At 52.1% G+C, this 18,932-nt stretch carries 19 protein-coding genes and 1 riboswitch; all 19 genes read right to left on the minus strand.

Annotation, left to right across the window (positions count from 1 at the left end):
- Positions 1-146: 146 nt before the first annotated feature.
- Positions 147-1,658, minus strand: coding sequence for a F0F1 ATP synthase subunit alpha (atpA, locus tag A3844_RS15495; protein WP_074087322.1), 1,512 nt, complete (start codon positions 1,656-1,658; stop codon positions 147-149).
- Between the two features lie 11 nt (positions 1,659-1,669).
- On the minus strand, positions 1,670-2,221 hold the full coding sequence (locus tag A3844_RS15500) for a F0F1 ATP synthase subunit delta (protein ID WP_074087323.1): 552 nt from the start codon (positions 2,219-2,221) through the stop codon (positions 1,670-1,672).
- Positions 2,218-2,706, minus strand: a complete 489-nt coding sequence (atpF, locus tag A3844_RS15505) for a F0F1 ATP synthase subunit B (protein WP_074107849.1) — start codon at positions 2,704-2,706, stop codon at positions 2,218-2,220. Before atpF ends, A3844_RS15500 begins: the two co-directional genes overlap by 4 nt.
- A 126-nt stretch (positions 2,707-2,832) precedes the next feature.
- The gene (gene atpE / locus A3844_RS15510) at positions 2,833-3,063 is read right to left on the minus strand and encodes a F0F1 ATP synthase subunit C (protein ID WP_074087325.1); all 231 of its coding nucleotides are present in this window, start codon (positions 3,061-3,063) and stop codon (positions 2,833-2,835) included.
- Positions 3,064-3,151: 88 nt separating this feature from the next.
- A complete protein-coding gene (gene atpB / locus A3844_RS15515; protein WP_074087326.1) occupies positions 3,152-3,970 on the minus strand; it encodes a F0F1 ATP synthase subunit A in 819 nt (272 codons plus the stop codon).
- Between the two features lie 15 nt (positions 3,971-3,985).
- On the minus strand, positions 3,986-4,378 hold the full coding sequence (locus A3844_RS15520; protein WP_074087327.1) for an ATP synthase subunit I: 393 nt from the start codon (positions 4,376-4,378) through the stop codon (positions 3,986-3,988).
- Entirely contained in the window at positions 4,371-4,625 is a 255-nt protein-coding gene (locus A3844_RS15525) for an AtpZ/AtpI family protein (RefSeq protein WP_074087328.1), read from the minus strand. The genes A3844_RS15520 and A3844_RS15525 overlap by 8 nt, the downstream gene beginning before the upstream one ends.
- A gap of 161 nt (positions 4,626-4,786) precedes the next feature.
- Positions 4,787-5,974: a non-hydrolyzing UDP-N-acetylglucosamine 2-epimerase gene (gene wecB, locus A3844_RS15530; protein ID WP_074107850.1), complete on the minus strand. Its 1,188-nt coding sequence runs from the start codon at positions 5,972-5,974 to the stop codon at positions 4,787-4,789.
- Between the two features lie 68 nt (positions 5,975-6,042).
- On the minus strand, positions 6,043-6,672 hold the full coding sequence (gene upp, locus A3844_RS15535; protein WP_074087330.1) for a uracil phosphoribosyltransferase: 630 nt from the start codon (positions 6,670-6,672) through the stop codon (positions 6,043-6,045).
- Between the two features lie 701 nt (positions 6,673-7,373).
- Positions 7,374-8,624, minus strand: coding sequence for a serine hydroxymethyltransferase (locus A3844_RS15540; protein WP_074087445.1), 1,251 nt, complete (start codon positions 8,622-8,624; stop codon positions 7,374-7,376).
- A gap of 114 nt (positions 8,625-8,738) precedes the next feature.
- A complete protein-coding gene (locus A3844_RS15545) occupies positions 8,739-9,392 on the minus strand; it encodes a TIGR01440 family protein (protein WP_074087334.1) in 654 nt (217 codons plus the stop codon).
- A gap of 94 nt (positions 9,393-9,486) precedes the next feature.
- Positions 9,487-9,569: riboswitch (ZMP/ZTP riboswitch) on the minus strand.
- A gap of 51 nt (positions 9,570-9,620) precedes the next feature.
- On the minus strand, positions 9,621-10,208 hold the full coding sequence (locus A3844_RS15550) for a low molecular weight protein arginine phosphatase (RefSeq protein ID WP_074101958.1): 588 nt from the start codon (positions 10,206-10,208) through the stop codon (positions 9,621-9,623).
- A gap of 60 nt (positions 10,209-10,268) precedes the next feature.
- On the minus strand, positions 10,269-10,841 hold the full coding sequence (locus A3844_RS15555; RefSeq protein WP_074087336.1) for a manganese efflux pump MntP: 573 nt from the start codon (positions 10,839-10,841) through the stop codon (positions 10,269-10,271).
- A 145-nt stretch (positions 10,842-10,986) separates the two neighbouring features.
- The gene (locus A3844_RS15560) at positions 10,987-12,249 is read right to left on the minus strand and encodes an L-threonylcarbamoyladenylate synthase (protein ID WP_074107867.1); all 1,263 of its coding nucleotides are present in this window, start codon (positions 12,247-12,249) and stop codon (positions 10,987-10,989) included.
- Positions 12,250-12,417: 168 nt separating this feature from the next.
- Positions 12,418-13,176, minus strand: a complete 759-nt coding sequence (spoIIR, locus tag A3844_RS15565; protein WP_074107851.1) for a stage II sporulation protein R — start codon at positions 13,174-13,176, stop codon at positions 12,418-12,420.
- Between the two features lie 94 nt (positions 13,177-13,270).
- Positions 13,271-14,437, minus strand: coding sequence for an FtsW/RodA/SpoVE family cell cycle protein (locus A3844_RS15570; RefSeq protein ID WP_074107852.1), 1,167 nt, complete (start codon positions 14,435-14,437; stop codon positions 13,271-13,273).
- Between the two features lie 224 nt (positions 14,438-14,661).
- The gene (locus tag A3844_RS15575) at positions 14,662-15,846 is read right to left on the minus strand and encodes an FtsW/RodA/SpoVE family cell cycle protein (protein WP_074101961.1); all 1,185 of its coding nucleotides are present in this window, start codon (positions 15,844-15,846) and stop codon (positions 14,662-14,664) included.
- A gap of 669 nt (positions 15,847-16,515) precedes the next feature.
- Positions 16,516-17,700, minus strand: coding sequence for a N5-glutamine methyltransferase family protein (locus A3844_RS15580; RefSeq protein WP_074107853.1), 1,185 nt, complete (start codon positions 17,698-17,700; stop codon positions 16,516-16,518).
- A 4-nt stretch (positions 17,701-17,704) separates the two neighbouring features.
- Positions 17,705-18,772 carry a peptide chain release factor 1 gene (prfA, locus tag A3844_RS15585; RefSeq protein ID WP_074087340.1) on the minus strand — a complete coding sequence of 356 codons (1,068 nt, stop codon included), beginning with the start codon at positions 18,770-18,772 and terminating at the stop codon, positions 17,705-17,707.
- Positions 18,773-18,932 lie beyond the last annotated feature (160 nt).

Genomic DNA, 18,932 nt, shown 5'->3' on the forward strand with positions numbered 1-18,932 from the left:
CACCTTAGAGCTTTGACGAAGTCAAAGCTAACTTCGTAAGCATAATCTGAGCTTTGACGATAATCAAAGCTCCATTTGTAAGCATATTTCAGTGCTTTGGCTAGGCCAAAGCCCGGTTTAAAACATCCATAGAATGACTGTAATGCTTAGCTGGTCGCGAAGCCTCTTTTGAACTTGTCGATAGCTTCCTTAAGGGCAGCTTCGTTATCAGCAGTCAAATCCTTGGTGTCGGTAATGGATTTAGCAATTTCAGCCGCATTGCTGTCTACATAAGCCAGGAATTCCTTCTCAAAACGTCTAACGTCTTTGACTGGAATATCATCCAAATGGCCTTTGACAGCGGTATACAAGCTGATAACCTGATGCTCAACGGAGAGCGGCTGGTTAACGCCCTGTTTCAGGATCTCCATCATGCGCGCACCACGGTTCAAACGGGCCTGCGTAGATTTATCTAGATCGGAACCGAACTGGGAGAACGCCTGAAGTTCGCGGTATTGGGCCAAATCCAGACGAAGTGAGCCGGCAACCTTCTTCATCGCCTTGATCTGTGCAGAACCACCTACACGGGATACAGAGATACCCACGTTGATCGCCGGACGCTGTCCGGAGTTGAACAGATCGGATTCCAGGAAGATTTGACCGTCCGTAATCGAAATTACGTTCGTAGGAATGTACGCCGATACGTCAGAGGCCTGTGTTTCAATGAATGGCAGAGCGGTTAATGAACCCCCGCCAAGCTCATCGCTAAGCTTAGCCGCACGTTCCAGCAAACGGGAGTGCAGATAGAATACGTCACCAGGGAACGCTTCGCGGCCCGGTGGACGGCGGAGCAGCAAGGACAATTCGCGATAAGCGGAAGCTTGCTTCGAAAGGTCATCATAGATAACAAGAACGTGTTCGCCTTTGTACATGAAATATTCGCCCATTGCGCAGCCTGCGTATGGAGCGATATACAGCAGCGGTGAAGGCTCGGAGGCCGACGCGGTCACAACAATTGTATAATCCAGCGCGCCGTGGCGGCGAAGGGTTTCAACAACCTGTGCTACTGTAGATTGCTTCTGGCCGATGGCAACATAGATACATTTCATGCCGTTGCCTTTTTGGTTGATAATCGCATCAATAGCAATTGCGGTTTTACCTGTTTGACGGTCACCGATGATGAGCTCGCGTTGTCCGCGGCCGATCGGCACCATCGCATCGACGGCCTTAAGACCGGTCTGCATAGGCTCATGCACCGATTTACGGTCGATAACGCCTGGTGCATTGTTTTCCACCGGACGGAATTCCGTTGTTGCAATTGGACCCTTGCCGTCAACCGGCAGACCCAGTGCGTTCACTACACGGCCCAGCAGGGCTTCGCCTACGGGAACCTGCATAATTTGTCCTGTACGTTTTACTTGATCGCCTTCACGAATTTCCGTGTACTCACCCAGGATAACAACACCGACGTTGCTTTCTTCCAGGTTGAGAGCCATGCCCACTACTCCGTTGGAGAACTCCAGCAGTTCCCCTGCCATCGCGTTTTCCAGACCGTAGACACGGGCGATACCGTCGCCGACTTGAATGACGGTGCCGATTTCGGCCACTTCGATTTCGGCTTTATATTGCTCAATTTGACTTTTGATCAAACTGCTGATCTCTTCAGGTCTAATGCTCAATATCCTCACCCCTATCTTCTATGCTTATCATTAAAAGATTTCTCAAGACGCGCAAGTTTGCCGGACAGGCTGCCGTCATACAGCGTATCGCCGATGACGACCTTGAGTCCGCCAAGCAAGCTTTTATCAACCACATTTGTGATACGGATATTTCGGCCCGACAAACGGCCGAATTCCTCGGCAACCTGGGTTAGCTCGCTACTACTGAGCGAATAGGTTGAATAGACGGTGGCATCTGCCAGACCAAGACTATCTCCTTCAATCTTGATATAGCTGTCCAGCAGATCCGGAAGGATATCCATTCTGCCCCGCTTCATCAGAATTTCCAGAGTGTTGATAACCGCCCCCGACAGCTTGCCTTCCAACGCTCTTTTCAGCACGGCAAGCTTGTCTTCACCGGAGATTCGCGGAGAGCTGATAAATCTCTGCAGCTCTGTATCCGAATTCAGCGCAGTAACCAGGCTTTTCAGATCCTCTTCGATTTCCAGGGTCTGCCGCTCTTCAAAAGCAACCTCGAACAATGCCTTCGCATATCTTTTGGCGACTATCGTATCCCGACTCATGACCGGCCTCCGACCTCTTTGAGGTATTGGTCAACAAGCCCTTCTTGCGCAGGATCGGTGCTGACTTCCTTTTGAAGCAGCTTGGAAGCAATCTTGACGGATGCCGCTCCGAGCTCGCCGCGCAGTTCTTCGACCGCTTTGTTCTTCTCGTTCTGGATGTCACGTACGGCTTCATCCTTGATCCGGGAAGCCTCAACCTTAGCCGACTCGATCAGCTGCTCGGTCTGCTTGCTGCTGGTCTGTCTGGACTGCTCGATGATTTCAAGAGCTTCTTTACGTGCAGTTTGAAGCGCCTGTTTCTGTTCTTCAACATAAGAGACTGCCTGTTCGCGGGTCTGGGCTGCTTCATTCATCTGCTGCAGTACTAGCTCACGGCGTTTCTCCATCACAGAGAACAAAGGCCCGAAAGCATATTTGTTCAGCAGGAAATACAGGGCTAGGAACGCAATCAGCGCCAGTACAAGAGATGTGATTGAAAAATGCAATTAAGGTCACTCCTTTCCGGGTAAACATTCTGTATGCTTCTTATTTCCGTTTTTATTTCCGTTTCAGTTCAAAAAAGAAAGCGTGGAGGGCCAAGGCCTTCCCCGCCGAGTTGATCAAAGCATGTATTAAGAACCTGCACCTGCGTAGAAAATGAATGCCAATACGACACCGATAATCGGCAGGGCCTCTACCAGAGCGACACCAATGTACATTGTTGTTTGCAGTGTTGCTCTAGCTTCCGGCTGACGAGCGATACCTTCTACTGTCTTGCTTACAATCAGACCGTTACCAATACCTGCGCCAAGCGCGCCCAAACCTACCGCGATTGCTGCCGCGATGTATGCCATAACTCCCATTAGTGAAATCCTCCTTAAAATTGTGTTTTACTATTTAAATATAATTAAAAATCAGACGTACTTGCGTGCGCCGTGACTGTGTAGCTAGCTAGTGCTCCTCATGAGTATCGATAACCTGCGAGATGTACAAGAAGGTCAGCATGACGAAAACAAACGCCTGAATCGATCCTACAAAGATACTAAAGCCCTGCCATACCATTAGAAGCGGTATAGAGGCAATTCCTCCTATAATACCTGTGGATCCCAGCTTGACCAGTTGTGCAATCAGCACTTCACCCGCAAAGATGTTACCGAATAGACGCATGCCGTGCGTCAGCAGCTTGGAGAACTGCTCAATGAGGTTAATCGGCAAGAAAACGGCAAACGGCTGTAAATAGTGCTTAAGATAACCCTTTGTATTCCGGGTCAATCCCAGGAAGTGCACAAGCACAAAAATCAGTCCAGCCAAGCCCATCGATACGGAAGCATCCGCTGTAGGGGATTTCCACCATGTGACTCCAACTTCAACTTCTTTGCCAGGATTTGCGGCCTCTACCTTGTGAATCTCTTCCACTACATTAACAAGCTGATGTCCAAAGAACGTCGCTTTGTTCACATCGTGGTATTCAGTCACAATACCAAACGGTAGGCCAAGCATGTTCCCTACAAAGATGAACAGGATTAATGTAAGCCCCAGGCCGAGAAACGGCTTGCCTTTCTTCAAATCCATGGTGCTGGACATCATGCCCTGTACAAATTCAACGAGCCACTCCATAAAATTTTGCAGCTTGCCCGGATTCTCCACAGACAAATTACGTGTGGCCAGACGAGCCAGGACAAAAACTATAGTGCAGGTAACAATCAGCATCAATATGATTGAAAGGTCGAAATCAAGTCCTCCCACCTCAATCATTGGCGATATGTGCATTTTTCTCCCCCCTTTCTATTTAGCATGATGTTTGTCTTCATTTAATACCATTATGAATCCTATAATAGGAAGGATAAAATAACCGGTTACCAGACTGGCGCATACAGCGATCTCATTAAAGTAATGAGGATACTCAATCGCGAGCACAATTGCCAAAATAGAAGTGGCGATCCGAAAGCCAAAGCCCAGTGTAGCCCGGCCTTTGCGTTCTCCAGATGCCGATTTGGCGATATTCATGATCTTGCGGGCCATGTAAAAAATGTTGAAGCAGCTGACAGAAGCGCCAAGTACAACACCATGGAACACTGTGCGGCGGTGGGGCATGATCTCCGCGATAACGAGACATGCAATTACAATTCCCGCTATGCTGAAGAGCATTAATTTATTCATTTTTGACGGATCAGTCATCGGTATCCCTCGTCACTTTCTTGATAAGACTTACAATACTGAAAGCTCCGGACAGCAGACCGAAAAGAACACCTATACCAACCCACAGCCCAAGGTTTCCCCACATATTGCCAAGCCATCTTCCCAGCAAATATCCACCAATTGTACATCCGGCAAGATCGATGCCAATAGCACTGACAAGACCCGCCGCTTGAAATGATTTTCTCAGCTTTTGGTTGTCATTATTTGACTGCCCAGGCTCTTTCATTCTATCCCGTCCTCGGAATTCCAATTCATTTTACTGAATGTTACAATACTTTGTCAATCCAGTGAAAACAGTGGATTTTTCGGATGAAAATATGAAAATAATCACAGCAAAACATTCCAAAACCATATAAACCGTACAGTTTCACTGTATGTTGGTTTTGGTTATTTGAGAAGTTCATTTTCCATGCCATCTGACTGTTTTGTGAACATTCTGTGAAACTCTTCCGGACGTTCCTGGACCACACCGAAATGATGCAAAATCGCATTGACAATTCTCTCGGAGGCTTTACCGTCTCCATACGGGTTGGCGGCCCGGCTCATCGACTGATAGAGGTCCTGATCAGTCAAAAGGGCATGTGTCCGTTGATACACCTTCTCCTCGTCCGTCCCCACAAGCTCCAGTGTTCCGGCTTCGATCCCTTCCGGGCGCTCGGTGGTATCACGCAGCACAAGCACAGGAACTCCAAAGGAGGGAGCTTCCTCCTGCAGGCCGCCGGAATCGGTTAATATCAGGTGGGTATGCGGATAAAAATTATGCAGGTCAACGACATCCAGCGGATCAATCAGCTTGATTCTAGGGTGTCCGCCGAGTATCTCATGCGCCGGTTCCTTGACTGCCGGACTCGGATGCACAGGATAAACTATGGCTACATCTTCAAATTCATCAGCGATTCTTTTGACAGCACGGAAAATATGACGGTGCGGTTCGCCTTGGGATTCTCTGCGGTGCGCCGTCATTAAAATAAGTCGTTTTCCTGAAGCAAAATCCAGCACAGGATGCCGGTAGTCCGGCTGTACGGTATATTGAAACACATCGGTTACGGTGTTGCCTGTGATATAAATACTTGATTCTTTTTTGTTCTCGTGTCTCAGATTGCCTGCCGACCAGTCAGTCGGAGCAAAGTGCAGGTCTGCAAGAACTCCTGTCAACTGACGGTTCATTTCTTCAGGATAAGGGGACAGCTTGTTCCAGGTCCGAAGTCCTGCTTCCACATGGCCTACCTGAATTTGCTGCAGGAACGAAGCGTAGCTGGCAAGGAAGGTGGTAAGAGTATCGCCATGCACCAGCACAAGGTCCGGCTTAGCTTCCCGAAGCACTGGTTCCAGCCCCTCCAGCACCCGAATGGTAATTTCGTTCAGCGTCTGGCGGTCCTTCATCACATCCAGATCATAATCAGGAGTGATTCGGAAGACCTCAAGCACCTGGTCCAGCAGTTCGCGGTGCTGCGCTGTTACGCAAACCACGGATTCAATGTGTTCGGGATGTCTGGCAAGCTCCAGAACCAAAGGCGCCATTTTGATCGCCTCGGGGCGAACTCCGAAAATCGTCATCACTTTAATTTTGGACATAACCCCCACCCTCTCTTCAAAATACTTAAGTATTTTCTTTGTTCTATACTACTGTTACTTAATTATGTTTATTTGGTTCCATACAGACGGTCACCGGCATCCCCGAGTCCCGGAACAATATAGCCGTGATCATTCAGATGGTCATCCAGCGCAGCCACATAGATATCAACATCGGGGTGTGCAGCTTGTACAGCAGCAACACCTTCCGGAGCCGCAATCAGGTTCATCATCTTGATCTGTGTGCATCCGCGGTTCTTCAGCGAGGTGATAGCGGCAATGGCGGAGCCGCCTGTTGCCAGCATCGGGTCGATAACAATCAATTCACGCTCCTGAACATCCGTAGGAAGCTTAATGTAATATTCAACCGGTTGAAGGGTTTCGGGATCACGGAACAATCCAACATGGCCTACCTTGGCAGCAGGCAGCAGCTTCAGTACGCCTTCAAGCATCCCCAGTCCAGCCCGCAGAATCGGGATCAGGCCCAGCATTCTTCCGGAAATCACTTTGCTCTCCGTTTCTGCTACAGGCGTCTGCACAGTAATGGTCTCGAGTGGAATATCACGCGTGATCTCATATGCCATAAGTGTAGCGACTTCATCAACATGCTCTCTGAACTCTTTCGTGTTCGTGCGCACATCGCGAATAAATGTTAACTTGTGCTGAATCAAAGGATGATCGCAAATCACCAATTTTCCCATTCTTGTCCCTCCGGTAATTGTAAGTCTTATTTATAGCCGTAGAAAGCGCTTTTGCTTCTCCCCTGGCTAAATCTTGTCTATTATATCATCACCCGAGGTGTATTTCACCTAGGAAGGACTGGTTCTGAAGAACGGAATTACATTTGCTGCTGCATAGCTTTGCCGAAAAGGCTATAAACTGTATCTTTCTGTACAAAAAACAAATCCGCCTTAGTTTATGCTCTTTTATTCAAATCATACTTTTCACATTTTTTTCACTTATTTCGTTGAAAATTCCATGAACTTTCATGAATTTTTCATGAGTATTTTCGACAAAACAACGGAAGTAAATGTGAACATTATGCAACAACTCTAATCGATTCACAACTTCTAAGAGAACTGCAGGTTCGGGAAGACCACTATATACAAACATGCACACATGCAGTTTTCAAATATCATATCCTTCATTTAGGTATATCCATACCATTTCACAAGTGGAAACGTCTACACTGTCCTTCTAAAGCCTTATGCTTCCGAAGCAGCGACCCTCCGGTATCGCTTTCGGGTATCCGTTTCAGCGGGAAAGAGAAGATTCATTATTGCGTGAAACCTATGCGTTCTTATCTTTTAAAAAAAGCCTCTACAGCACCGGGCATCACCGATGTCTGTAAAGGCTTTTGAAACAACAGGCCGGGAATGTGGCTCCAGCCGTTGCCTTTTGTTTAGTATTGAAGACCTGGATAGATTGGGTATTGCTCAGTCAGTGCAGCGACTTCACGGGCAGCCTCAGAGAGGTTACCTTCATCAGCAGGATTCTTCAATACGTTGGCAATAATGCGGCCAATGGTAACCATCGCCTGCTCGTCCATTCCGCGCGAGGTGACTGCAGGTGTACCAATACGGATTCCGCTTGTCACAAAAGGGCTGGTAGGATCAAACGGAATAGCATTCTTATTAACCGTGATACCGATAGAATCGAGAACCTTCTCTGCATCCTTGCCAGTGATATTGAGATTGCGGGTATCAAGCAGCATCAAGTGGTTGTCAGTTCCGCCGGATACAATGTTAACTCCCTCACCAATCAATGTTTCTGCCAGCACCTTGGCGTTCTTTACCACATTCTCGGCGTAGGTTTTGAATGAAGGCTGAAGAGCTTCACCAAAGGAAACCGCCTTGGACGCAATCACATGCATCAGTGGTCCGCCTTGTGAGCCCGGGAATACGGCCTTATCGATCGCCGCTGCCCAAGGCTGTCTGCAGAGAATCATACCTCCGCGGGGACCGCGCAGGGTTTTGTGTGTGGTTGTGGTTACAAAATGGGCATGCGGAACGGGACTTGGGTGAAGACCGGCCGCCACCAGTCCGGCGATATGGGCCATATCCACCATGAACAACGCGCCTACATCGTTCGCTATAGAGCCCAGGGCTTCAAAATCGATCGTACGGGGATACGCGCTTGCTCCGGCAACAATCAATTTCGGACGGTGTTTGAATGCAGCCTTGCGTACTTCATCATAATCAATCAGGAAGGTATCTTCCTGCACACCATAAGCCACAAAATTATACAAAAGGCCGGAAGCATTCACAGGGCTGCCGTGTGTCAGGTGGCCGCCATGCGCCAGGTTCATCCCCAGAACGGTATCGCCGGGATTCAGCGCAGCAAGATATACCGCCATATTAGCTTGGGCACCGGAGTGCGGCTGTACATTGGCATGATCGGCACCGAAGAGCTGCTTGGCACGGTCACGGGCCAGATTCTCTACGATATCCACATCTTCACAACCGCCATAATACCGTTTGCCGGGGTAACCTTCGGCATATTTATTCGTGAGCACAGAACCCATCGCTTCCATTACGGCTTCGCTGACGATATTCTCCGAGGCAATAAGCTCAATGTTGGCACGCTGACGGCTCAGTTCCAGTCCCATCGCTTCCAGTACTGCAGGGTCACTCTTACGCAATTGTTCCATGATTCTTATTTCCTCCCTAGTGCTCTTTAGTTTATGTTGTGTAAAGTCAAACTCCATATTCAGTGGCATGCCGGTAAAATACACCTGTCTGTCCACTATTTAAAGATTTCAGGCGTACTAATCGCAATTGCCTGTTCCGCTGGTCTCCGGAGTACGGTAAACCGCACGTTCCCCGCCGATCAGCGGAGGTCTGCTCCAGGCTGCATTCACCCGGGCCGAACCAATGTAACGCAAGCTTGGCCGGAAAGGCACCGCTACCCGGCGCAAGTGCATGCCGATCAGCGTCTCGCCAATATCAATGCCGGCATGGGCTTCCACCGTTTCCGCAAGGACCGGATCGGCCATCGAACGATAAGCAGCCGCAGCCATAGAACCGCCGGCTCCCGGTATCGGCACAGCCGATACTTCCCTAAGCCCCAGCTTCTCCAGCAATGAACGCTCCATGACCAGCGAGCGGTTCAAATGCTCGCAGCACTGGTATACCGGATGAAATCCTTTCTCCCCAGCGACCTGAACAATCCCCTCTAGCAGCTGCTGCGCCACTTCCAGCGCACCACCGGTACCAATACGGACCCCGGCTACCTCGCTTGTGCTTGCACCAACGACTAGGATTTTACCGGGTCCCAGATTTCCGGCTTCTGACAGCTCCCGTACTACAGCAGCGGTTGCAGCCGTTAAAGAAAGCTCTGCTCCCGCCGGTTGACCGGCATCACCGGATTGATAGCCGGATGCCGGATTCGCCCGTGAGTCCTGCTTCATGACTTGATTCATCACTTCTGCCTCCCTCAAGCAAGTAGAAACTGAACTTAACTGCAGTCCTGCATTTTAAACAAAAAAGAGCAGTCCGCAACCTACTGCGGATGTGCTCTTTTGCCCAGGCGACCGGCCGTTTATTCCAGTGCTCCATCGTGGTTTGATCCACATCTGTCGCCAGTTACACCGGAACCGGATAATATTTAATTTTATTTTAAAGGAATGGCTGCAAAAAATCAACCACCATTACAAGCGGCGTAAGGACTCCAGTTTATCCAGAAGACTGTACAGTGCTGTACGGATCTCAGCAGCGGCCAGCTCGTAATCTTCCCTGGGACCTCCAAAAGGATCGGAAATATCAAAGCTTGGAATCCGTTGACGGATTTCGATGATCCGCTGCAAATCAGCGGATTTCGGCTCTGCTCCCAGTGCAAGACTAAGCTCGGCATCCGCATACAGGCTATCCAGCTCGCGGATATCTGCGTTCACGGCTTCTTCATCGTAGACATATTCTTTTAGCGTATATGTCTTCGCAACAGCCTCTGGAAAATACTGCAGCAAGTGGCGTTTGTGGCCTCCCGTGAGGGTAAGCACCAAATCTGCCCAGGCTACTGTCTCTCCGCTCAACTGCGTGGACTGGATATGATCATGGACTCCTTCGTCCCGCAGAATCGCCGCGGCATGTCTGGATATGGAAGTACCGGAAATGGCGGAAACGCCTGCAGACCGCACTTCCACGTCGATTCCCCGCTCCTTCGCAAGCTTCCGGAGAAGCCCCTCAGCCATAGGACTACGGCACGTATTTCCTGTGCAGACGAATAAAATATGCAGCATACTTTCCACCTCCATCAACGAATAAATTGAGTTATAGAATATTGTTGTGCCGTTATTGTATCAAAAGATGAACAGTAAGCCAAACGCAAGCAGGATTCCCCCGCCCAGCGCCTCCCCGTAATCACCAAGTCCACGGCTGACTCTCCTTCCCAGCAGCAGACCGGAAATCGACATCAGACCCCCGCAGGCCCCAAAGGCGAGCACGGTTAACACTATGCTATTCACAAACATCCCAAGGGAAACCCCTACCGAAAATGAATCTATACTCACACTGAGCGAAATCAGCAGCATCCCCCAGAAATTGCGGTGATCCACAGGATTACTCCGGGTATGCTCTGTCCGAAAGGAATTGAATACCATGTGTCCGCCAAGCAGTACCAACAGCCCTCCGGCTGCATAGGTGGTAACTTGTCCTAGGAAATGTCCCACATAGCTGCCGGTGAACAACCCAAGCAGGGGCATCAGCACATGAAAAAAAGCAATCAAGAGACTGAGCTGCAGCACATGCAAAAGACGGATGCCCTTCATCCCGATGCCTACACCGAGTGAAAAAGCGTCCATCCCCAGTGCGATTGCCATAATGGCTATCGTTACTATTTGGCCCCAGCCAGCATATACTCCCCCTATGTCCATGCCCATACCCCCAAAGTCCGAAAGTCTTGTACCACAACCATATGCGGACAAGGGGGGATTCATGACTGTAGCACGCTGTCCGCACGGAGAGTACAACATAGGAACTTTAACAGTCAGGGTATACGGCAAGGAAGCCACCCGAGGGTTATCCCGCGTCGACGACGGTTCCGCCGGCGGCTTTCATCAGCCGGTTCATGATGGCTAAGCCGAGGCCGGTATCCGGGCAGGCCTCGGCCAGAATGTAGGTGGCTCCCGCTTCATCGAAGCGCCGCAGCGCGGCATACAGGGAGCGCGCCCCTTCCTCCGGCGAGGCCAGCGAGCCGAGGGAGACCACGCAGGCGGCCGCGTTGGCGGGATACAGGGCCCTATGCTCCTCGAAGAGGAGCAGGCCCGTGATCTCGCCGGCGCGCTGCGCCGCCTGCAGCAGATCCGCAGCGGCTTCCGCCACGCGCTGCGCGGAAGCCCCGCGCACTACGCCAAGCGCTCCGCGCGGGGCGTAGTGCGTGTACTTCATGCCCGGCGCGCGCGGAGCCGGGCTATTGTCCCCGGCGGCATGCGCCGCGCCGGGGGAATATCCGGAAGCGGCCGCAGGCGCTTCCGCAAGGTCCGTGGACGGGCCGGGGGCCCCGGCGGCAACGTCCACGGCAGGGGCAGGGGCCGAAGTGACGGCCCCGGGACCAAGCACCGCCGCGAGCTGCTCGGCGGTGATGCCGCCAGGACGCAGCACGGCGGCCGTCCCGTCCGGCTGCACCTGCACGACGGTCGACTCCAGGCCGACACCGGCCGCGCCGCCGTCAAGCACTCCGCCGATGTATCCGGCGAGGTCCTCCAGCACATGGGCGGCCAGCGTTGGACTCGGCCGCCCGGAGCGGTTGGCGCTGGGCGCAGCCACCGGGCAGCCTGCTGCGCGGATCAACGCCAGCGCGAGCGGATGATCCGGCATGCGCACGCCGACTGTATCCAGACCCGCTGTCACCAGTGGGGACAGCACGCCTGGCAGGACCGGCAGCACAACAGTTAGCGGACCCGGCCAAAAAGCATCGATCAGCGCGGCCGCGGAAGGGTGTACCTCTGTCACCAGCCCGTCCAATTCGCTCCGCTCGGCAATGTGCACGATCAGCGGATTGTCGGAAGGCCGCCCCTTTGCGGCAAAAACCGCTTCTACTGCAGCCGTGCTGCGCGCGTCCGCCCCCAGTCCGTACACCGTCTCGGTCGGGAACGCGACGGTACTTCCTTCTCGCAGCAGAGCTGCTGCCTCTTCAATGGCTTCCCGGTCTGCCGTGCTCTGCGGATAAGGAGCGCAATCCGCACCCATTGGTTCTGCCGGAGACAGCTTCCAATAGCGGGTAGATTCGATATGGCCGCTGCGGCGCTGGACCGCAAACGAGGAATCTTGAGGTTTTTTCATTTTCATCACAAGCTTTCTACATAGGGTGACTTTATAGCCTCAGCATGTAAAGCCTTATATATAAACTCTTATAAGTTCAACAAAAGCGGCCCCACCAGGTGGCGCCGCAGGAAATCTGATTCAGTTCACATTATATCGTAACATAGGCCGTTATAGATTCATATAATCTCAGCTGAATAATCCGCTGATCCAGCTCCATAACTTCTCCAGCAGCTCCCAGAAGAAGAACCGCACCTTCGGCGTTTCCGCTTCCCCGCTTGCAGCGGATACCGCTGTATTCACAGAAGCTGTGGTTACCGCCCCTTGATCCGCTGTCTTCACTTTGGCTCCCTCTCCAGCTGCTGCGGCCGAGGCGGTCTTAGCTTTGGCCGCGGCAGGTGCCGCTGCATCCCCGGACCCTGCATCGATGAAGCACAGCGGCGGAAACAGCACGCACCACCAGTTCTGTCCCTTGCCGGCGCCCAGCGTGATGCGCACCGCTTCATACTCTCCGGCCGGATAGACCTTGCCGCCGTACATTTTGGTCGGAAACGGGACGACACCCAGCTCTACGTTATAGCCATATTCTATCCCCCGCTTATTCAGCTCCCGAGCCACCAATGCATTCAGTTCCGGCAAATGGCTCCGGATCAGCGTCCGGGCCTGTTCCAGACTCTGCGGATCTTCCAGCAGAGCCACCCACTGGTTCATCTGGTCGACTACACTGTCGCGGATCTGGCGTTTGACGAGCTGATCACCCGCCGCATCCGAATTCGCCAGAATGCGCAGCCGGATCGAATCCTGCGGAATGGACATCTCCGCTACAGCCGCATCGGTTTTTTGTCCTTCCCAGGCCATCATAAGAACCATAAAAAAACAAATTAAAATGGCAGTATACTTAAAAGTTACCCGTAGCGAATCCTGTTTTCCAGTCTTGTTCCGTTCCATCTCCAGCAGCCCCTCTCCCTCAAAAACGCTTATGTCCCCAGTATGCCCGGGAAGGAGAGTCTGCAAACCTATCAATCTATGAATTATACAGGTTTCAGAAATGTACTACCGGCGCTGGCAGGTCTTCCTCTACATCCTGGCCATACAGCAGCACACTCATCGCAATGCCCATACTGGCCATATTAATTAATACAGAGGTCCCGCCATAGCTGATGAACGGCAGCGTTATTCCGGTTAGCGGCATTAGGCCGATGTACGCGCCGATGTTCTCAAGAATCTGATACAGCAGCATGGCTACAATCCCGATGATCAGATAAGGTCCGGCGCGGTCTCTGCATTCCAGAGCGATCAGAATCATCCGGTGGATGAGAATAAAAAACAGCAGCAATAGCAGTGCCGCTCCCACGAAACCGAACTCCTCGGCAATCTGGGCAAAGATCGCATCAGTATACAACACTGGTATTTTACCAGACTGTACCGAACCGCCCTTCATATAGCCTTCCCCGCTGAGCCCGCCTGAGGCAATGGCTATTTTGGCATTGCGCGTCTGATAGCTGTCGTCGCTGCTTGCCAGCTCTGGCACCAGCCAGGGGTCGAAGCGGGCCACAAAGTGCTTGCGGCCAATAGTATCACTGAGGAAATGGGTCATCTGCTCATGATAGTTAATGTAGCTGAAAATAAACCCTCCCACCGCAACGCCCCCAACAATCAGTCCAATCAGCGCATGAGACCATTTAATCCGGCCAATCCACAGCAGACCGAGCAGGATGACCATATAGCTTAGCGCGTTGCCCAGGTCGTTCTGGCTGATGACGATCACAAACGGCAGCAGCGCAATCATACTGAGCGGCACGACATCCCGCCAGAACTGAAGCTCATTTTTATTTTTGCGGACCAGCAGTGCAGCCAGCGCGAGGATTAGAATCAGCTTGAACAGCTCCGCCGGCTGAACACTTAATCCCCCTACCTCCAGCCAGCCCCGTGCACCGTACTTTACCGTCCCAAAAAGGCTGACCACCACCAGAATCACTACGCCCAGCATATAGATATAATGTGCATATTTGACCAGAAGACGATAATCAAACAGGGACAATCCGAAGAACACAACAAAGCCCAGCCCGTACCACTTCAGCATCTGAATGTGCAGCCCGTCGTCATCTCGTCCGTGCGTGACACTATATATCGATAAAATACTGACGACCATCAGCATAAGCAGAACAACGACGATGACACCATCGATCTTTTTGAACCTCTGCAGCATGGAGCTAGCCCCTAACTGTACATGGAATCGGTTTCCCGCTGGAGCACTCATTCAGAAGAAACCCGTTAATTTCCATTTTAAAGCATGCTGCAATACAAATACAATTTTTAGAAGCCGTCCATACAATCCCTGGTGTGGCATCAAGACCATCACTGCAATATAAAAAACCGCCGGAGCCCGTCATCAGATGGGCTTCAGCGGTTTCATGTATATCTTTCAAACAGCTATCCCTGCTTCGCAGGAGAGGCATATAAAGACGGATTCGGCAGATCCTCTTCCACTTCCTGACCATGCAGGCGGACACTCATGACCAGGCCGATGCTGGCCATATTGATCATCAGTGAGGTTCCCCCGTAGCTAATGAACGGCAGAGTAATACCGGTCAGCGGCATCAAGCCGATAAAAGCACCAATATTCTCGAAGATCTGGTACAGCATCATGGCTACAATGCCTACAATCAGGAAGGGCCCGCCCCGGTCCTTGCACTCCAGTGCTATCAGAATCATCCGGTGAATCAGTATGAAATAGAGCAGCAGTACCAGCGCCGAGCCAACGAAGCCGAATTCCTCAGCAATCTGCACAAAAATGGAATCGGAATAGGTGTAAGGCACCCGGTCCGTCTGCACGGAGCTGCCCTTCATGTACCCCTCACCACTCATGCCTCCTGAGGCGATGGCCAGCTTGGCATTTTTGGTATGGTAGCTTGCTTTGGCAGTCGCTTCATTAGGGACCAGCCACGGGTCAAAGCGCTCCACCCAGTGGGAGCGTCCGATATCGGTAAGGAAATTCTTGATTTCATCATGGTAGTGAATGTAGCTTATAATCCCCCCGGCTGCCGTCCCGCCTATCACCAGCAATCCGATCAGCGCATGGGTGAACTTGATATTGCCGATCCATAGCAGGCCAATCAGGATGATGATATAGGAAAGGGCATTACCCAGGTCATTCTGGCTGATGACGATCAGGAACGGCAGTATGGTGAGCAGTCCCAACGGAACGACATCCCGCCAGAACAGCAGCTTGTTTTTGCGCTTACGTACAAGCATGGCCGCCAGAAAGAGAATCAAAATCAGCTTAAAGAGCTCCGCCGGCTGAAGGCTGAACCCTCCGAGCTTAATCCAGCCCTGGGCTCCGTTCTGCTCCTTGCCGATGAAGCTGACCAGCACCAGAATCCCTATTCCCGCGATATACACATAGAGTGCATATTTCACGAGCAAACGATAATCCACAAAAGTCAGGCCGATAAAAGCGATGATGCCCAGTACATAGAACTTGATCATCCGGAGATGTGCCCCATCCAGCTTATCCCGCCCATGCGTGACGCTGTATATGGAAAAAATGCTGACGACCATCAGCAGCAATAGAATGATTACAATGACACCGTCGATCTTTTTAATCTTCTGAAGCATATTCTGTCTCCTTACTCCGTACTGGGTCTTCTGAATTCCTGTCTGCACCGAAGGCCCGTCCATTCTATTGTAAAGGAAGGGGCAGCAAAAATACAATTTTACACGAGGATCGTTCTGCTCCACTGAACGGATGTCCGCCCAACCCATAGAGTTAGTTCATATTAGAACGTAACATATCTGGTAACAGGTAACACGAATGCCTTACTTTCACCGCACTTAATAGTATATATAAGCTACATTTAGCTGCAGCGGCACGGCCCTCCCTTTTTTATCCCGGGGATTCACCGATTTGCAAGGTAAGATTCTTAAGTTCACTCTATATAGTGGAAAAAGTAAAACTAAATCAGCGGTAATCGGCTTCCGTAACGTCATTAGTGGGAATAAGTAGAATTAATCTGGATATTTAGAGTGAATAGCCTTGATTCATCCAAAATAAGTGGAGGAATTCCCACTAACTGTCGCCTTGAGAGGGATACCTGCTGGATAAGTGGAGAAATTCCACTTCACTATCAGCAGTTAATACTCTTAAAGTTCTATTCTTACAAACAGAAGATAAACTACAGGAGATGTCTTGTCTCCGGCTTGTCCAGCCTTCCTTAGCAGCCTTGTACGGCGCGGTGATTGACCGTGTGAAGGGCAATCACCAGCAGCAAATAGCACTTGGCCGTTCTAGCGCGCTATCCCCAGCACATGGCGGGGGATGCCCGCGAGATCATCGATCGTGATGATCTCGTTCCAGTGGCCTGCCGCCCGCAGCAGGCCGGCCACTTGCCCGGCCTGACCCTGGCCGAGCTCGAAGCCGACCAGGCGCGGTGGCGCCGGAAGCAGCGCCAGCTGTTCCATCATGCGGCGGTACGGGTCCAGCCCGTCGTCGCCGCCATCCAGAGCGGTGCGCGGCTCATGGTCGCGCACCTCGCGCTGCAGCCCGACGATGTCCGCGCCGGGAATATACGGCGGGTTGGAGACGAGAATATCCGTCTCCATCCCCGCAAACGGCTCGAGCAGGTCGCCGAGCCGCAGGTCTAGTGCCGTGCCGTGCCGCTGCGCATTGCGCCCGGCCACGGCCAGCGCGCCGGGCGAGATGTCGCCGGCGCAGACCCGCCACGCCGGCGCTTCCGCCGCCAGCGTGACGGAGATCGCTCCGCTGCCGGCGCCGATATCGACGGCGGTCAGCGGACGCGGCGCGCGCGCACCTGCCGCGCCGCTCTCCCGGCGGGCTGCCAAGCTGCCCGCCTCTGCTCCGCCATCGGCTGCTTCACCCGCAGCCGATGCACTGTCCCGCGCCACTTTACCCGCAGCCACACCGCCCGCTGCCGCAGCACTGCCCCGCGCTATTTCAACCTCATCCGCACCATCCCGCGCCACTTCAACCGCAGCCGCAACGTCCCGCGCCACTTCAACCGCAACCACACTGTCCCGCGCCACTTCACCCGCAACCGCAACGTCCGGCGCCACTCCGCCCGGCGCAGTCACAAGGCCGTCCGGCCATAGCTCCGCGCCGTACTTCAGAATCGCCTCGACGAGCAGCTCCGTCTCGGGCCGGGGAATCAGCACGTCGGGCGTCACCTCAAATGCCCGCCCGTAAAACTCCTGCTCGCCGATGATATACTGCACCGGCTCACCGGCCGCGCGGCGGGTGACTGCGGCTTCCCAGGTCTCACGCGCCGCAAGCGGAAACGGGTCAGCCAGAGCCATATAATAGGCCGCTCCGGACAAGCCCAGCACATGCTCCAGCAGCAGCTGGCTGCTGCGCTGCGGCTCATTACACCCGGCTTGGTCCAAAAAAGAAGAAGCCTCCGCAAAGGCTTCCCGGATGCTTTGCACGTTAAGCATGACATAAGCGTCGTGTTTCAAAGCATTATTCTCCTTTTTCCATCAATTCCGCTTGCTCGGCAATTGACAGCGCCGAGATAATTTCTGTAATATCTCCGTTCATAACCTGCTCCAGGCGGTGCAGCGTAAGGCCGATACGGTGATCGGTTACACGGCTCTGCGGGAAGTTATACGTACGAATCCGCTCACTGCGGTCACCGGTGCCGACCTTGCTCTTGCGTTCTCCGGCATACTTTGCTTCCTCTTCCTGGCGTTTCATATCCGAGATCCGGGCGCGCAGGACCTGCAATGCCTTCTCCTTGTTGGAGTTCTGGGATTTTCCATCCTGACAGGTAGCCATTATCCCCGTAGGGATGTGGGTTACGCGAACGGCTGACTTGGTGGTATTAACCGACTGGCCGCCTGCACCACTGGAACAAAAGGTATCGACGCGAATATCCTTATCGTGAATTTCAATTTCGAATTCTTCCGCCTCAGGCATCACCGATACCGTAGAAGTCGAGGTATGAATACGTCCGCCTGATTCCGTGGCCGGAATACGCTGAACACGGTGTGCGCCGCTTTCGAATTTCATTTTGCTGTAGGCGCCACGTCCATTAATCAGGAAGATAACCTCCTTGAATCCGCCGAGGTCATTCGTATTGACATCCATCAGTTCAATGCGCCAGCCTTGGGTATCGGCATAGCGGGTGTACATCCGGTACAGATCAGATGCGAACAATGCCGCCTCGTCCCCACCGGCTGCGCCGCGGATTTCCACAATCACGTTCTTGTCGTCATTAGGATCCTTCGGCAGTAACAGGAGGCGGATTTTCTCCTCCAGGACAACCTGGCGCGAGGAAAGGTCGTCAATCTCCATCTTGACCATTTCCTTCATTTCATCATCAAGCTTTTCGCCCTGCATCATCTTAGCGGCTTCAAGCTCTTCCATTACATTTTTATATTCGGCATACGCCTCAAAGGCGGGCTGCAAATCGGATTGTTCTTTGGAATAGTCCCTCAGTTTCTTACTGTCGCTTGCAACATCCGGGTCACAAAGCAGTTCACTGAGTTTCTCATAGCGGTCCGCCAGGGATTGCAATCGGTCCAACAAGGGAATTCACCTCTCCTGATTCAATTTCATATTCAATATTAAAACTTTAAATTGTTGATACAATAAAAATAGATATACGACTTTATATTATACCACCGAACCTGCCAATTGGCTACAGTGCCGCACACCAGGTCACGTATATTTTTGCAGCCCGAGAAAT

Source organism: Paenibacillus helianthi (assembly GCF_001909055.1).
Lineage (GTDB): Bacteria > Bacillota > Bacilli > Paenibacillales > Paenibacillaceae > Paenibacillus_AQ > Paenibacillus_AQ helianthi.

Coding starts and splice junctions, on each gene's coding strand:
- A3844_RS15500 (WP_074087323.1), bottom strand. CDS start 2,221: ATGAGTCGGGATACGATAGTCGCCAAAAGATATGCGAAGGCATTGTTC.
- atpE (WP_074087325.1), bottom strand. CDS start 3,063: ATGGGAGTTATGGCATACATCGCGGCAGCAATCGCGGTAGGTTTGGGC.
- atpB (WP_074087326.1), bottom strand. CDS start 3,970: ATGCACATATCGCCAATGATTGAGGTGGGAGGACTTGATTTCGACCTT.
- A3844_RS15520 (WP_074087327.1), bottom strand. CDS start 4,378: ATGACTGATCCGTCAAAAATGAATAAATTAATGCTCTTCAGCATAGCG.
- A3844_RS15525 (WP_074087328.1), bottom strand. CDS start 4,625: ATGAAAGAGCCTGGGCAGTCAAATAATGACAACCAAAAGCTGAGAAAA.
- wecB (WP_074107850.1), bottom strand. CDS start 5,974: ATGTCCAAAATTAAAGTGATGACGATTTTCGGAGTTCGCCCCGAGGCG.
- upp (WP_074087330.1), bottom strand. CDS start 6,672: ATGGGAAAATTGGTGATTTGCGATCATCCTTTGATTCAGCACAAGTTA.
- A3844_RS15545 (WP_074087334.1), bottom strand. CDS start 9,392: ATGAATCAAGTCATGAAGCAGGACTCACGGGCGAATCCGGCATCCGGC.
- A3844_RS15550 (WP_074101958.1), bottom strand. CDS start 10,208: ATGCTGCATATTTTATTCGTCTGCACAGGAAATACGTGCCGTAGTCCT.
- A3844_RS15555 (WP_074087336.1), bottom strand. CDS start 10,841: ATGGACATAGGGGGAGTATATGCTGGCTGGGGCCAAATAGTAACGATA.
- A3844_RS15560 (WP_074107867.1), bottom strand. CDS start 12,249: ATGAAAAAACCTCAAGATTCCTCGTTTGCGGTCCAGCGCCGCAGCGGC.
- spoIIR (WP_074107851.1), bottom strand. CDS start 13,176: ATGGAACGGAACAAGACTGGAAAACAGGATTCGCTACGGGTAACTTTT.
- A3844_RS15570 (WP_074107852.1), bottom strand. CDS start 14,437: ATGCTGCAGAGGTTCAAAAAGATCGATGGTGTCATCGTCGTTGTTCTG.
- A3844_RS15575 (WP_074101961.1), bottom strand. CDS start 15,846: ATGCTTCAGAAGATTAAAAAGATCGACGGTGTCATTGTAATCATTCTA.